This window comes from Candidatus Accumulibacter sp. ACC003, assembly GCF_907163085.1.
GTDB lineage: Bacteria > Pseudomonadota > Gammaproteobacteria > Burkholderiales > Rhodocyclaceae > Accumulibacter.
The window spans coordinates 323331-337580 of the sequence record NZ_CAJQTX010000006.1 but is presented as its reverse complement, the minus strand read 5'-3'; the positions used below and the strand labels follow the sequence as shown (position 1 = coordinate 337580).

The window sequence follows — 14250 nt, the reverse complement described above, 5'->3', positions numbered from 1 at the left end:
CGCCTGCTCATGGCCTCAGAACGCGCCCTGGCAGCAGTTGCGTTTGCGGAAGACCATGTACGCAAATTCCTCGCCCTCGAAGGGAAACTCGCGCCCGGCGCCCCACAGAATCGTCGATCGCCCGAGCGGCTGGCAGCATTTCCCGGCAATCTGTGCGGTCTGGGGAATCGGATAGAGCATGTGATATTTGTAATCGGTCTTGTCCATGATCGGCTGCGGGTAGTAGCCGCAGAGTCCGTCCTCGCCCGAGGCCGCCCACATCAGCCCTTCCCGATGCATCTTGGCGATCAGGCGAGTCATTTCCAGACTCGATGCCTGGACACCGCCGATATGGGCCTGCACGTTGCCATTGAGCGGATAGAGGCTGCCCTGGCAGCCGGCACACCAGAAAAGGGAGTTGAGCGGGAAGCCGGCAGTGGCCGCCGCGCAATCGGCGGCACAGGCGGCGCGGGCCGCCAGGTTGCCGAACAGGGCGACCTCGGGGTTGAGGATGAAGGTCAGCTCGTCGTCGTGCCACATCGGGTCCAGTTCGGTGAGATAGGCGACATCGAAACCGCCCGGCTCCAGGCAGGCGTTGTCGAAGATCGCTTCCAGCCAGAAGATGACCGGGTCGACGTACCAATGGACCTGATAGAAAGACGAGGTCGACGTGCTGTCCTGGCTGAAACGCGAACCACGGGGCGCATCGAACCCGGGATCAAGCTCGAGTCCGCCGAGACTGGTCAGGCAGAACGGGCGACGCACCACATCGACTCGCCTGACTGGCTCCCAAAAGCTCACCTTGAAACCCACGCGCAATTGGGAGGGGCACGCACAAAGCGGTGAGCCGCCGGGATTCGGCGTGTCTTCCTGCCCCATCGACAGCAGATCGAGGCCGCCGAAGCGGATCGGCAGCATGCAGCGCCAACAGATATCGGTGATCGGATTGGCGAAGCGGCCGGTGCAGGTCGGCGATGCCAAGGCTGGCCCCGGGCGCCCGATCGCCACCGCCAAGACGAACAACAGGAGGCACTTACGGACGCACTTCATCGACCCTTAGCCTCTTGCCTTCCTGACTGACCACCGCCGGCACCTGACGAATGCTCAGGCGGCGGCTCAAGCTGCCGCCCTGGTCGTAGAAGACGCGGCGTTTCCACACGCGCATCAGCGCCAGCGGTTCGCCGGCGATCAGGATGGGTTTGGCGCCCCCCTCGGGGCTCGCCAGCGCCTCTTGCGCAAAGGCGACTTGGCGGCGATCCCGCCCGTCAAAGAAGAGGAGTCGTTCGCGAAGGGAAACGTGATCGAGAGGATTCACCCTTAGTCCGCGCGCGAAAAGGATCGCGCCGTCGGCATCGCGGATGTCGTGGTCGAGGATCCACGTCGGGTCGATGTAGAAGCGGCGACGGGTCACGGTGGCCTTGAGGCCGTCGACGGGTCTGGGTTTCTCGACGGCCGCGACGACGCGATCGCGGTGTTCGTTCTGTTTCCGGGCGAGTTCGCCGGTCTTCTCCAGGTGTTTGAGACGTGATTCGATGACGTCCAGCAGATCTGGCTCGGCAATGTCGTAGGTCGGCCCGACGACGCCGAGATCCTCCGCGTGCGCGATGGGCATCGAAGCGGCGAGTAGCAGGGCGAAGAACGGCAGTGGAGCGCTGAATCGACATGGGAATCGATTCTGGTCTGCCGTCCGGCGGCTGTGGATTTCGAAATGTGGCTTTCCGGGGCGCATTTCGCCTCGGCATGGGGCGATGATGGTTGCCGCGGCTACGCGCTCCAGCTTCTGGCTGCCAGTCGCCAGCGGGCGGGACCGGAATTCGGTAGCAATGCGCCCGATTCCGCGTTTGACACAGAAACACGTCCGGGACGACGCTCCCCAGGCGCAGGATCTGCATCCTGGCCAGCTGGAGTCGCTCGACCAACAGGGGTTCGGCCTGGCGGGAGGGAATCCAGGTGAAGTTCCCCTCCCGCTCTGATGTCAGGACGCCAGTTTTTACGCCGTCGCGCAAGGTGGCGACGATGCCCTGAATCAACTTCAGCCGCTCGTCTTCACCGGGCTTCTCGGTCTTACCCTGGCTCGGCCTGGACTTCCTGAACGGGTTGGGTAGCTGGAGGCGCTCCGGTTGCGGGTTTGGGCTGTAGGTTTCCGATAGCCATGAGCTGCTTGACCGCTGGCTGGAGGCGAATCACTTTCCACGGCTGGCCGTGCTCGACCGCGATCTCGGTTACCTTGCGAAACGGTGCCAAAGGATCAAGCGCCAGCCAGTTGCGGTGCGACAGCTCGTCGAGGATCGCCTTGCTGTCCAGACCGCAGCCAGTGAGCGCATCGGGCCACTTCAGACACAACACGCCGGAGGGGTCGATGTGGATCAGGGTCTCGGCAGCTTTCTTGCCCGCCTGAATGTCCCGGGCAAGCGCCTGCAGCGCTTCACCAACAGCACCATCAAGCTGATCGGTGGGTGCCGCTGGCGGGTTGGGCGTGGACTCGGGCTGGGCAGGCCTCTCTGGCAACCCACCCTGTTCAGGTGAAGCGCGTGGCGTCACGGAGGGTGACAACTTCAGCGCCGGTAGGTCGGCCGGCTCGGTTACGGTTTCGTCCTGGTCGAGAAGCCTGCCCGGCACGGAGGGTGGCGCGGGCTCGACGAGCAGTGCCACCTCACGAAGCCTGATCGCCGTCAGTCGGATGTTCGGGATCTTCTCGGCCAGCACCGCCGGGGCGATCACCCAGTAGCGATGGCCGTCGACGCGATCCTCGCGGACACTCGCCAACTGACGTTCCACAAGCATATCGAGAAGGCTGTTCGGCGTTCTCGGCAACCCGGGGATTTTCTCCTGATGGATGAGGGCAGCGATTTCCTCGCCGGCGGCCGGCCAGACCAGGTAGAGATGCCCGTCGATGTGCCAGAGCCGTGCGCCCGGTTGATTGACTCCCCAGGTTCCCTCCCGGACCAGCCGACGCATGATGTCCACCAGAAAGCGTTCGACCGGCAGGCCGATCTCGTAGCCGGTGAACGCGACGCCAAGACTGCGCAGGTCGCGCTCGACGCTGGCCTGATCCGCGCGAATGACGAGATCGTGAATCGGATTCTCGGCGCTGGGTGAGCCGTTGATCGTTTCCATCATCCACAGCACCAGCTCGGTGTCAGCCGCGGCGATCCAGGCCAGACCCTGCGGACTGATGATGCGCTCGGCAATCAAGGCGGAAATGGCCTGGTGCTTCTTGCCACGATTCTCGCGCCAGTGCAGGAAGTAGCGATCGACCTGATGCCGGCAGGCCCAGGTGTAGAGGTCTTCGACAAAGGGTTCCAGACCTGCGCGCCATCCCGGCTGGTGACGGCCAGGTCGGTGACCGGCTTGCCGACGTCGTGGCAAAGGGCGGCGAGGAATACCGCCAGATGCCACCGCGGTTGAAGTTCGCGGCGGCGTCGCGGCGCCTGCTCTCCGGGGAGAAGCACGCGATCGCCGGACTGGAGCGACCACAGGGCGACTTCGGCCGCGTGACGCAGCAGCCCACCGGCCCCGCGATGATGATGCGTCTGGCTGGCCGGCAGGAGGTGGGCATAGGAAGCAAAGCGACGCAGCGACTGCCGATAGAACTGCTCGAAGATCTCCGAAGACGCGAGGCCGGCTTCGCGGATTTGGCCGATCAGCTCCCGCTGCGTCTCGATGAGTTTGTCGGGGTGGGTTGCCGGCAGGCCCTTCATGAACGGTGGGTAGCGTGGAATCTCGTCGTCCATGGCCTGCTCCGACGGCGGGTTTACGGGAAGGCTTGCGGCCGGTTTTTGGCCCTGGTTATCCTGCCGAATCGCTTTCCTGATCAAGCCGAACATCGGTCAGCCCTCCCCTTGGCCCACATCCAGCCGGGTTCGGTGCAAGCCGCGCCGAATCGCGGGCACACGGCGAAGACGCTGGCGCGCCTGATCGGGGTCGAGATCGAGGATGTCGCAGATCGTGTGGAAGGAATTGCCGGCCGTGGATTGGTCATGAAAAATCCAGATCAGGGCGTCCCGCTGCACGTCTCCGATCGTGCTTGCCGATTTCTCGGCCGATCGCGTGCGGCCGTTGGCATCTTCGATCGCTTGATGGAGGACGGCGATCCACAGGCGCTTAGAGCGCTTGGCAACCTCGCGTTCAGCGCAGTCGACGAGGATTCCCCAAGACCCCGTTCGTCGCACGTCAGAAGACCCGATGCGCTTTCCCGACGATCTGCTGCCGACTCACCCAGCCGGTCAGGCGATAGCGTGAATCGAGGCTGTCAGGATGCGAGCCGGCAACGTAGTAACGCCCGTCGGGAATGGTCCCAACAGGGCCGATATCGAGCGGCTCGCCGGTCCTGGCGCGCTCCTTCGCACGACCGACCGACTCGCCGTCGACAAAGAAGGCTCGGCCTGTCGCGGTGACGACGGAGCCGGGCAAGCCGATCAAACGTTTGAGGAACAGGCACCCGCGCGGATAGGGCCAGTTGGCCTCCCACCGGAAGGCCACCAGGTCCCCGCGCGCTGGCATCACGTTTTTCTCGACCAGAAAGAGCGTGCCGGGAAGGCTTTCGGTGAGGTTTAAGGCGAGCAGATAGGCGCGGCCAAACGCCAAATGGGCGGCAATGACCCAAAGCAGCAGCGGAAACCAGCGCCCCAGGAGATCGAAAAGGCGGATAGACATGCCGCCACTGTATCGGCGCCGCAAGCGTCAGGATTTGGAAATGTGCCCTGCGGTGACGCTTTTCGGCAGCAGGCGAATCGGGAATGCGTGCAGGCTCGGGAGGGTAACGAGCGTTATGCCGGAAGGTGCTTGCAGTTTTGCGGACCCATGAGAATCTGGAGCGGTGATCAACTGAATGGAGGCCCCCATGACTATCGCCGCTGCATCACAATCCAGCGCCATCTTCAGCACTTTGCCGCTATTGGCGCTGCTGCTATTCGCCATCGCCGTGTTCCGCTGGAATCGGCGATCGAAGGCTGTCACGAAACGCCAGCTCGATCAACTGGAGCAGCAGCTCAAGCGCATCAGAAATGAGATCTTGCTGGTCACCACGAACGCCGTTCCCGGCGAACGGACCGTCAGAACGATCGGCTACGTGGAGGCACTGTCCGAAACTGAGGCAGCATCCGACTGGGAGTACCGCCTGGCGGAGAAACAAGCGTTGCTGGATCTGGCGCGCCAGGGAATTGCCATGGGGGCCAATGCCATTGTGGGACTCCGCAAGAGCCATGCCCACTATGACCAGGCCGGATCGCAATGGCGCGTGTCGAGAGTCACCTACCAGGGAACGGCCGTCGTCGTGAACCAGAAAGTGCCGAGCGCTGAAGCGGCGGCGTGAACAGGGCGCTGCGGCTTCTGGCAACAACAGGTGGCACAACGCCAAGGCCAGCTTGATTGATCGCCGGACTGAACCTCTGGAAGCAGCGAGCGTGTCCTCGGGCAAGCCATGCGGTGAAGCAAGCGGTGCTCGGCCGGAGCGAAGGCGATAGCCGCCCTGCGATCGCGGCGCGCACGGACGTTTTGGTCGGCGACGATCGGTGTTGCTGCCTTCTCGAACCGCAGCTCACTAACCCGGCCCGCGCGCCCGAAGCTGTCGTGATGACAAACGACGTAAAGACCGTCAATGTTCGAGTGGCGCTTGTCGCGAGATTTCACTCTGGCGGCTCATCATCGGATCGACGATGGGCGACCAGACGGGAAGTGCCACGTTCATTTGCCGTGACGCTACTGGCAGTCAACGGGTGATCGTCGGCTCTCCGATCATGGAGGTCCGCCGAGCTGTTGGGCTAATGCAGCGCCGACGAGCGGCGTTTTCTTCCCAACGGGCGTCGGAGGTCCAAGGGTCACTGCCCTTTGGGCAGGCGGCGGCAAAGTTGAGCGCTCAAAAGTTCGGGGGAATTCGGTATGAGCATCGGCATTCGGGTCATGTTTGTTGACGGTGATCGGATCATCCGCGTGCCCCTGCGCCGCTTCGATCGCCTCTTCGATCGAGACTTCAATGAAGCCATGCCTGAGTATGCAGGCCAACGTGTTCGCTGTGCGATGGTCTATGTGGAACTCGCCGATCGCAAGCCCGTGGAGGTGGTCCGCATCGACTACATGGTGCTTCCGCTGGATCCGGAAGGGCGGGTCGACGCGGACCTTCAATCGCGCAAGCTGATGCTGGCCGGGGAGATGTTCGGCTTCGGGATGACAGGCACCGCCGAACGGGTCGTCGACTTTGGGCCGTATCTGGCGGAGAAGCAGTATCGCGCTGAGTACAAATGGAAACCCACGGAGAACGAGGAGCGCGCCTTGGTGGACCTGGCGCTTGAGCACTGAGTGTTCGAGCTCTTGCTGTCCGGCGAGCAAGCCACGACGGGAAAAGTGCCTCGCGCAGCGCGTGTCATGAATGAAAGCTCAATGACCCGGTTGCTGCAGAGGCGACGGTGAGGAAGGAGAAGAGAGAACAATGCAGGCCGGACATTTGGTATTTGCGTTTCTGTTGCTGGCAAGCATCCCTGCCCGGGCGGAAACGTTGGTTGGCACGGTGGTGGGCGTGGCCGATGGCGATACCGTCACCGTTCTCGACGCTGACCATCAGCAGCACAAGATCAGGATCGGGGGAGTCGATTCCCCCGAAAAGGCCCAGCCATACGGGCAGCGGTCCAAGCAAAACATGTCGGCGCTCGTGTTCGGCAAAGAGGTCGATGTCCACTGGCAAAAGCGCGACCGGTACCGCCGTATCGTGGGCAAGGTGATGGTGCAACCTTCCGACTGCCCGACCTGCCCAAAGACGCTGGACGCAGGCCTTGCCCAGATCACGATGGGGCTCGCGTGGTGGTACGAGAAGTACGCGAAGGATCAGTCGGCCGAGGACGCGGGGCAGGCGGCCAAGCGCCAGAACGATCCCGACTATCGCGATAACCAGAAGCGCGCGCAGAAAGCCTGGGCCGAGCGTCACCCCGACTATTGGCGGGCCTATCGAGACCAGCATCCGGAATACGTCGCGCGCAGTCGTGCCCGGTAGCAGGCGCGTGCGCATGACTAGGCCGCAATTGCAAAGATGGACGCAGCAAAGGCTGAAATACCCCTTTCCTCAGGCACTTATCGCTTGTCCCCGGTGGTGGACGCGTCACTTGCAAAGAAGAACCCGTGGATGGTCGAAATCACCGTCCTTTCAGCTGCTTGTGCCTCGCCCTGAGGCCCCTACCGCGGCTTGCAAAGAGAGGACTCGATCGCCTTGCAGCGGTACGTTCGATAGGCTGGATGCAACAGGAGGTCAACCGCATGGATCAGACGACCGCTACTGCTCAGACTCTGGATTTGCACCGACTGGAGTTGCGCTACGCCGAGCTTCGCGTGCCGGATACGGCGGCGATCACCCGTCTGGCCCGGTCGATCGCGGGCAATGGCCAACTCGTCCCCTGCATTGCGGTGGCCGGCGAGGGCAACGCGGCCATTCTACTCGACGGGTATCGACGCGTCGCCGCGTTGCGGCAACTCGGCCAGGATACGGCCGAGGTCGAATGCTGGGACGGCGATCCGGTACAAGGCCTGCTGGGCGTCCTGGCGCGCACCCGCAGCCGCGCGTTCGTGCCGATCGAAGAAGCGCTGCTGCTGCGCGAATTGCTCTCGATTGGGAGAGTCGGCCGGAGGAATTGCACCTCCGGCCGCTCACAGAACGGTGCGTGAACCTCTCGATTCACACCGCTCCCATCAAGCACGCATACCTATCTCACGACAGATCGCCTCGTTGAATTCGGCGTCTCCTCCTGTTGTCAGTTGGACGTCAAACACAACCGCTTGACCCGACCCCTTTGCTCCAGCCGCATTACACAGCCTTCAACGCTCATACAGGTCGGTCCGTCCCAGTGCTCCGCATCGGTACTCTCGCCTCGTGGTTTCTGCCACTTGTGCTTCTCCCTTAACATCGGGGCGACTGGTTCCCGCAGTTCCGCACAGAAGCCAGGATCAGCTTCACGCCTCCTCTACGCCGGCCGCCGCTTGCCCAGTAATCAGGTGCCCGGCAAGCTTGTCCCAGAAGTACGAGTGGCTTCTGGTTTTGACGACAAAGCTCTGGATTACGACGCCTCATCGAAGGTTCACTTTCGTTCGTCTCTCTGATCCATACCTGCCCAAGGTATTCCTTGGACTCTTGCCCCAACGCTCACCACCACGGCTCTTGATCGCAGCAGCTTGGGGTGGTTTGAGGCCCGCTCCTGAAAGCCGACCCCGAGGGACCTACCCTCATCTTCCGTGCAGCTTCAACACAGTTCGTCAGTTCATAGCGAACTTCCTTCCTGTGTCCCTGCGGCACACGCTCACTGAGCCAGCATGACATCGCCCGCCGATGCGGCCGCGACGTGAGCTGGGTCAGTCGCCGCCTGCAACTCATTACGGCCATTTCGGACGGCTTGTTGACGGCCGTACGCCAGGGAAAGGTCTCCACCTGGGCGGCGGTCCGGATTCTCGCTCCGTTGGCGCGCGCCAACAGCGCCCACGCCGAACAACTACTGGCCAGCCTGCACACGACGCCGCTGACGACCCGCCAGTTGGCGACCTGGTTCGCGCAGTATCAAGGTGCTTCGCGGACGGTGCGCGAGCGGATGGTCGAGGGTAACTCCTCAAAAACCCCGGGCATGACCGTTCGCTGAATCTGTGATTTTTGCTTGCAGCTGGTGCTGAACACAGCGCGCGAAGCGTGGTTCAATCTGCAGGCATGAGCACGGAGCCCCCTCGGAAACTTCCTGGTATCCCTGATATCCCTGCCGACGAGATGACGCCGGCGGTGGTGCTCCTGCTGGAACTCTGTCATGGGCAGCAGGAACAGATTCAGGCGCTGCGCGATGAGGTTGCGCGGCTGAAGGGCGAGAAGCCGAAACCGGTGATCAAGCCCTCTGCGCTGGAAGGCGAGCGAACCGGGCAGAAGAAAGGACGCAAGCCCAGGTCCCGCGGCAAGCGCCACAAGACGGCAGAGCTTGAGATCCACGAGTCGGTCAAGCGGCAACCGGCGGAGGGTGTTCCGCCGAACAGTCGCTTCAAGGGCTACCAGGATTTCGTGGTGCAGGACATCCGGATCGGCGTGCACAATACCCGGTATCGGCTGGAGCGCTGGGTCACCCCTGAGGGAGTGAGCCTGATCGGGCAGTTGCCTGCCGAGATCGGGGGTGTGCACTTCGGTCCGCAGCTGCGCACTTTCATCCTGTACCAGTACCACCATGCCCATGTGACGCAGCCGTTATTGCTCGAACAGTTGCGCGAGTGGCAGATCGACATCTCGGCCGGGCAGCTCAGCGCCTTGATCACCGACGGCCATACGGACTTCCATCGCGAGAAAGACGCTCTGCTGCAAGCGGGACTGCAATGCAGCCGGTACGTTCATGTGGACGATACGGGTGCGCGCCATCAGGGCAAGAATGGGTACTGTACGCATGTCGGCAACGAACGCTTCGCCTGGTTCGCGAGCACCGACAGCAAGAGCCGGATCAATTTTCTGGAACTGCTCCGCGCCGGGCACGATGCCTACACCTAAAGTGGTCCCCTGAGTCAAGACAAATATCAACCCAGTTTAAGTTGTGCATTTGACTTCGCTAGCAGCTGGACGGCGCTGCCCCGGTGTTGCCTTTGACTCTGCCTTTGACTCTGCCTTTGACTCTGCCTTTGACTCTGCCTTTGACTCTGCCTTTGACTCTGCCTTTGACTCTGCCTTTGATGCTGTCGTTGATTTTGCTTTTGCGGGTGGGGCATCGCCTGTGGAGCGTAGCGGAACAGGCGATGCCCCACCCGCGCGGCCAAACTTGTCGAGGATCAACGCCCCGCCACCTATGCCGTTTCGATAGACGACTGCGGGTGCCGTGTTGCTCAGCGACTGGTGCGGACGCTCTGCGTTGTAGAAGGCGAAATACTCGGTCAGGCCAAGCATCAATTCGCCCATCGTGGCATAGCCCTTCAGATACACGTCCTCGTACTTGACGCTGCGCCAGAGGCGCTCGACGAAGATGTTGTCGAACACGCGCCCCCGCCCATCCATGCTGATGACGACGCCTTCCCGTTTCAGCACCGCGGTGAAGGCTTCACTGGTGAACTGCGCGCCTTGATCGCTGTTGAAGATTTCTGGCTTGCCGTGGCTACGCAGGGCCTCCTCCAGGCAATCGACACAGAACACCGATTCCATGCTGTTACTGATCCGCCAGCTGAGCACCTTGCGGCTATACCAGTCGATCACGGCGACCAGATAAGCGAAGCCGTGGGCCAGCCGGATATAGGTGATGTCCGTGCTCCACACCTGGTTGGGTCTGACCACAGGAACGCCACGCAGCAGGTACGGATAGACCGGGTGCTCTGGGCGCGGACGGCTGGTGTTCGGCCCCGGCGCCATGCCCGACAGCCCCATCAGTCGCATCAGGCGTTGCACGCGCTTGCGATTGACCGTGTGCCCCGCCTTCGCCAGAAAGATCACCATCCGGCGGGTGCCGTAAAACGGATGCCGCGTGTACTCCTCGTCAATCAGCCGACTGTGGAGGAGATCGTTGGCATCGACCACCGGCGGCCGACGCTGCGCGTAGACCGTGGCTCGGCATAAGCCTGCCAGAGCGCATTGCTGCACCACGGCGACGGCCTCGCCGGGGTCGATCCACGCATGCCGTATCACGGCAGGCTGATTCCAGACTTTTTTTTCAGCCAGTCCAGTTCCATCTTCAACTTGCCGATCTCGCTGTACAACAGCTCCGGCTCCCGGTGCGCCGCCGCCGGCTTGGGGCCGCGCTTGCCTTCGAACAGCGTCTTGGCATTCTCCTGGATGGCCTTCTTCCATTGCCCAACCTGCACAGGATGCACACCGTATTCCCGCCCAATCTCGTTGATCGTCTTGACCCCGCGTACCGCCTCCAGACCAACCTTGGCCTTGAACTCCGGCGTATGTACCTTCCGCGTCGTTGCTTCACTCATCGCTTCTCGCTCCTATGATGGAGCACAGCTTAAACCACTGTCTGATTTCCAGGGACCACTATACTCCTGCCGGGCCCCGGTCCGGCGCGCAACCCATTTCTTTGTCGGCTGATCGAATTATGACAACGGCGCGTGAGGTTGGGAGCATTGGCGCCAGACCTCGGCGACCGACGGAACCGATCGCCCCGACTGGAGCACCCCGGTATTCCGCTACACCTCCAAGGTTAGCCGCCAGGTCTTGCGATTCTTCAAGCACTGTTTTCACAAACCGGCCTCGCAGGCGCTTTATGAGGCCCAGTTGCGGCCATTGTTGTTGGCATACCTGTGAGGAAGCCGGACACCGTTGCGTCCAAACATCAATCCTTGCGAAGTAACTCCGTAGGTGACAGAACAATCAACAAGCATAAGAACCACCCCAAAAGAACGTGCGCCCACCGATAGACATCGATCAAATGTCCCCCTTCAACTTCCCAGTGGCTTCCCTGTCCAAGGTTGGCGAGAGGGGTCGCCAACTCCAGGGAATAGATCAAAGGGCAGTAACCAGGGTAGTTGCTCGGAATTTGTTTACCGAGATATTTCTTGGGGTCAATCTCTCCGTGTTGAACGCCAGTATACACGAACACTTTCGTTGGGAACACGCCATGTATTTCTTTCGTATCTTCTTGTTTATTTAGCGATTTTTCCCATGTCGTACCCAGGCATCCACTAAACCCATCAGCAAAGGGGAGGCCGACCCCCAACGAAAAGAATAGCGACCCCACGACAACGAGAATTACAAACGATATAAAGGCACGTGCTGGATTATATCCATAGTGCGAAAAAAAATTAATGGATTCGCGCCAAGCGCCGTAAACGCTTCTTGTCGGCCACTCCAGTTGGAGGTTAATCCAAATATTCTTGGTGATTATATCCTCTTTGGCAACACCAACTCTCCGGGCGGTGTCTTCTCGGCCCGACTCCCGAAGTACAGTGGCAAATATTTCGAACGGCTGAAGCGCGACTGACCACTTCTCGTCGCGAACGCGCGAGCCGCCCAAGATGTCATCGGTCCAAACACGCTCCCAAGATGTTTCAGATTTATCCTGGGAACCATTGAATGCCAACGAAACTTTCTCCACGTTTTCCACGTTCCGATACAACATCCCATCCAGATCCCACCTGATTTCTCCATGACTACATGCTGACAGGTCAATACTGCCAATTCTGGCACTTCGAAGGTCCACGCGATACCACTGGCTAACGGCCTGAGTACTGCCGCTTGGTCTAATAGATAATTTCAGCGTACTTGCCACCTGCACAAAAGCCAAACTGAGTTCAGGCGGGCTTTCAGCGGATCGGTTTGGCGCAATCGCCAACGACAGTTGACCACCGATCTGAGCATTGTCGAGCAATACTAATCCATCGGTCCGCTGATTGTCGAACTGCCAATTAAAAAACAAATCGCCAGAAATGTGCGCTCTCGCCGCGAAAAATGCATACTTCTGGCGATCGTGCAAGGGATTGGCATTCTTAGCTTTGGCATTTGTGCATGCCTTGAAATGACGCCCCGCGTTGTAGACGAACCGGTGTCCTACTTCCACGCCCTGCATACTGATCGTGCCGTTTACCCAAAGCGGCAGGCCGGTTTCCGCACGCTCCTCGAGATAAATGCTCAAACGGGTCACGAGTCCATCCAAGGATAGTGCAACACCGTCATGCTGGAAAAACAAGGCGCCACGACAAAATATGCCGCCGTCGACGCGCGCAGAGTTAAGCGACACCTCTCCGAAAGCCAAGAAGCGCCTTGGCTTTTCCTTCTCCGCTTGCAGGAGCACGGAGCCATGCACGTGAGCATTGTGCAGCCGTAGTACATTGAACGTCTTGATATTTGGATCATAAGGCGGCAATTGCTTGAGCCGTAAAGCCTTGACACTGGCTCCGTCACCGTCAGAATGTAACGGGTATGGCAAGCGACCTATACAGCTTACGTCGTGATCGCACCACTCGCGCATGGCAAGACCGCTGAAGGTTCCGCGGGCGCACTTGCACTCGCGGTAAGAGGGAAAAATATATTCTGCGTAGTGGGGGTTGATCAAGCACGCCCCCTCACCATTCACGTTTCCGCCAATCGTGGCACGCGTAAGGTCTATGCCGCCGATCGCCACACATCTCTTGAATGAAAATTTTTGCTTTGTTACCAGACCATCAGCGTGCACAGCGGCTTCCGGTTTCTCGCCATCAACCTGAGGGCGCATGAGGAAGGTTTCGTCCAAGATCACGGAGCCACTGAAGCGGGCTTCCGCCAGATCGAGACCCACGAGCGTCGATCCCGTTAGGTCCAAAGACCCGCCTCTGGTTGATCTCAAAACAAGCTTTCCCTTGAGGTCACAGCTCTTAAGGGAGAGGGGAAAGCGAAATCGCAAGCTGCTGAAATCGAAGTTGCTTTTATCGCCATAGAACTCCACATCTCGCAGTGCGATGCCACGCGGATGAAAGATCTTCTCTCGCTCTGGGACTAGGAGGAGCTGTTTTATGAGTTCGATGTGGATCTTGCTGAACCCCGCCTTTCCAGGATATTCGAATCCATTTACAACCGAGCGAATGACATCCCGATACACGGGCATCCAGAGGAACAACGACGGTATTTTGCTTAAGGCATCAAGCACTCTATCTTCTGACATGGTAGGTAACCACTCCTATCCTAGTAGATGCTACGATCAAACCCTCTTGTCCGCCAAGAGTAATAAGGTGCGCCGCCCCCGATATTCTGGCCCTATATTGAGCGTCACACAAGGCCGAAAGCCCCAAGGTGATGATCGTTGGTTGAACAACCGCTCGACATCCGAAAGCTGTCATCTCTCCCCTGTCGCGGCTAACGCCAGTGATGACTTGGGTGCTGCCGGTAGGCAAAACAAAGACAAGCGGACGACAGTTTTCAGGCGGGCGGACAGCCTCAATTTCAGCGCTATCCAAGCATTTCGCCGGTCGGGCCTGGCCGAGCAACTTGTTACGCTGCCAGCCCCCTGCAAACAGGACGCCCGCGACTACGAAATTGCCTCCACACCGTGCGAGGTTCGCCTCATTCGCCAGATGTTCGGCCACAAGGTGCGCGTCCTCGTCACGTCGTGCCCAGACATGAACGCCTTCCGGCGCCGAGTTCGCGGCTCTGTATCACTCTCGGTGGCGAATCGAGGAGGAGTTCAAACGGAACAGGCCCTCGGCGCTCACGAAACCTGACCCTTTTTCGCTCACTGGAACGGATCCAGGAGATGCGCGGGAGTCTGCGATCTGCGCGATGTCGGCGGTGATCGAACGAAGTTTGGCAGCGGCTCGGCGACACGCTCCGTCCGATGCAGATCGTTTTTGGGGTGATGGATGCGCTTGGCG

The 14250-nt window shown here is 60.4% G+C and carries 12 protein-coding genes and 2 pseudogenes; 7 read left to right on the top strand and 7 right to left on the bottom strand.

Features of this window, described 5'->3' with window-relative positions:
• Window positions 1–15 precede the first annotated feature (15 nt).
• The 5 genes and pseudogenes from traU to lepB all read right to left on the bottom strand — a co-directional run bounded on the left by traU (window position 16) and on the right by lepB (window position 4635).
• Window positions 16–1029: a conjugal transfer pilus assembly protein TraU gene (gene traU, locus QZ656_RS14810; protein ID WP_291994111.1), complete on the bottom strand. Its 1014-nt coding sequence runs from the start codon at window positions 1027–1029 to the stop codon at window positions 16–18.
• Window positions 1013–1609, bottom strand: a complete 597-nt coding sequence (traW, locus tag QZ656_RS14805; RefSeq protein WP_366522178.1) for a type-F conjugative transfer system protein TraW — start codon at window positions 1607–1609, stop codon at window positions 1013–1015. Before traW ends, traU begins: the two co-directional genes overlap by 17 nt.
• Window positions 1610–2043: 434 nt before the next feature.
• Window positions 2044–3680, bottom strand: a pseudogene (mobH, locus tag QZ656_RS14800) (MobH family relaxase).
• 129 nt (window positions 3681–3809) lie between these two features.
• Window positions 3810–4151: a hypothetical protein gene (locus tag QZ656_RS14795; protein WP_291994110.1), complete on the bottom strand. Its 342-nt coding sequence runs from the start codon at window positions 4149–4151 to the stop codon at window positions 3810–3812.
• Between the two features lies 1 nt (window position 4152).
• Window positions 4153–4635 carry a signal peptidase I gene (lepB, locus tag QZ656_RS14790; RefSeq protein WP_291994109.1) on the bottom strand — a complete coding sequence of 161 codons (483 nt, stop codon included), beginning with the start codon at window positions 4633–4635 and terminating at the stop codon, window positions 4153–4155.
• Window positions 4636–4822: 187 nt separating this feature from the next.
• Between lepB and QZ656_RS14785 the strand changes: the two genes are divergently transcribed.
• From QZ656_RS14785 to QZ656_RS14760, 6 genes are all read left to right on the top strand, one after another.
• On the top strand, window positions 4823–5293 hold the full coding sequence (locus QZ656_RS14785) for a heavy metal-binding domain-containing protein (protein WP_291994108.1): 471 nt from the start codon (window positions 4823–4825) through the stop codon (window positions 5291–5293).
• A 566-nt stretch (window positions 5294–5859) separates the two neighbouring features.
• Window positions 5860–6276, top strand: a complete 417-nt coding sequence (locus QZ656_RS14780) for a hypothetical protein (protein WP_291994107.1) — start codon at window positions 5860–5862, stop codon at window positions 6274–6276.
• Between the two features lie 130 nt (window positions 6277–6406).
• Window positions 6407–6964: a thermonuclease family protein gene (locus QZ656_RS14775; protein ID WP_291994106.1), complete on the top strand. Its 558-nt coding sequence runs from the start codon at window positions 6407–6409 to the stop codon at window positions 6962–6964.
• A 260-nt stretch (window positions 6965–7224) separates the two neighbouring features.
• Window positions 7225–7629: a ParB/Srx family N-terminal domain-containing protein gene (locus tag QZ656_RS14770; protein WP_291994105.1), complete on the top strand. Its 405-nt coding sequence runs from the start codon at window positions 7225–7227 to the stop codon at window positions 7627–7629.
• Window positions 7630–8237: 608 nt separating this feature from the next.
• A complete protein-coding gene (locus tag QZ656_RS14765) occupies window positions 8238–8591 on the top strand; it encodes a KorB domain-containing protein (RefSeq protein ID WP_366522177.1) in 354 nt (117 codons plus the stop codon).
• 122 nt (window positions 8592–8713) lie between these two features.
• On the top strand, window positions 8714–9469 hold the full coding sequence (locus tag QZ656_RS14760) for a transposase (protein WP_291994104.1): 756 nt from the start codon (window positions 8714–8716) through the stop codon (window positions 9467–9469).
• A gap of 252 nt (window positions 9470–9721) precedes the next feature.
• Here the strand turns inward: QZ656_RS14760 and QZ656_RS14755 are convergent.
• Both QZ656_RS14755 and QZ656_RS14750 read right to left on the bottom strand, forming a co-directional pair.
• A pseudogene (locus QZ656_RS14755) lies at window positions 9722–10884 on the bottom strand (IS3 family transposase); the annotation flags it as partial.
• A 356-nt stretch (window positions 10885–11240) separates the two neighbouring features.
• A complete protein-coding gene (locus QZ656_RS14750) occupies window positions 11241–13544 on the bottom strand; it encodes a hypothetical protein (protein WP_291994103.1) in 2304 nt (767 codons plus the stop codon).
• 142 nt (window positions 13545–13686) lie between these two features.
• On the opposite strand from QZ656_RS14750, the gene QZ656_RS14745 reads away from it, so the two are divergent.
• The gene (locus QZ656_RS14745; RefSeq protein WP_291994102.1) at window positions 13687–14100 is read left to right on the top strand and encodes a hypothetical protein; all 414 of its coding nucleotides are present in this window, start codon (window positions 13687–13689) and stop codon (window positions 14098–14100) included.
• The last annotated feature ends 150 nt before the right edge of the window (window positions 14101–14250 follow it).

Coding starts and splice junctions, on each gene's coding strand:
- traU (WP_291994111.1), bottom strand. CDS start 1,029: ATGAAGTGCGTCCGTAAGTGCCTCCTGTTGTTCGTCTTGGCGGTGGCG.
- lepB (WP_291994109.1), bottom strand. CDS start 4,635: ATGTCTATCCGCCTTTTCGATCTCCTGGGGCGCTGGTTTCCGCTGCTG.
- QZ656_RS14785 (WP_291994108.1), top strand. CDS start 4,823: ATGACTATCGCCGCTGCATCACAATCCAGCGCCATCTTCAGCACTTTG.
- QZ656_RS14780 (WP_291994107.1), top strand. CDS start 5,860: ATGAGCATCGGCATTCGGGTCATGTTTGTTGACGGTGATCGGATCATC.
- QZ656_RS14775 (WP_291994106.1), top strand. CDS start 6,407: ATGCAGGCCGGACATTTGGTATTTGCGTTTCTGTTGCTGGCAAGCATC.
- QZ656_RS14770 (WP_291994105.1), top strand. CDS start 7,225: ATGGATCAGACGACCGCTACTGCTCAGACTCTGGATTTGCACCGACTG.
- QZ656_RS14760 (WP_291994104.1), top strand. CDS start 8,714: ATGACGCCGGCGGTGGTGCTCCTGCTGGAACTCTGTCATGGGCAGCAG.
- QZ656_RS14750 (WP_291994103.1), bottom strand. CDS start 13,544: ATGTCAGAAGATAGAGTGCTTGATGCCTTAAGCAAAATACCGTCGTTG.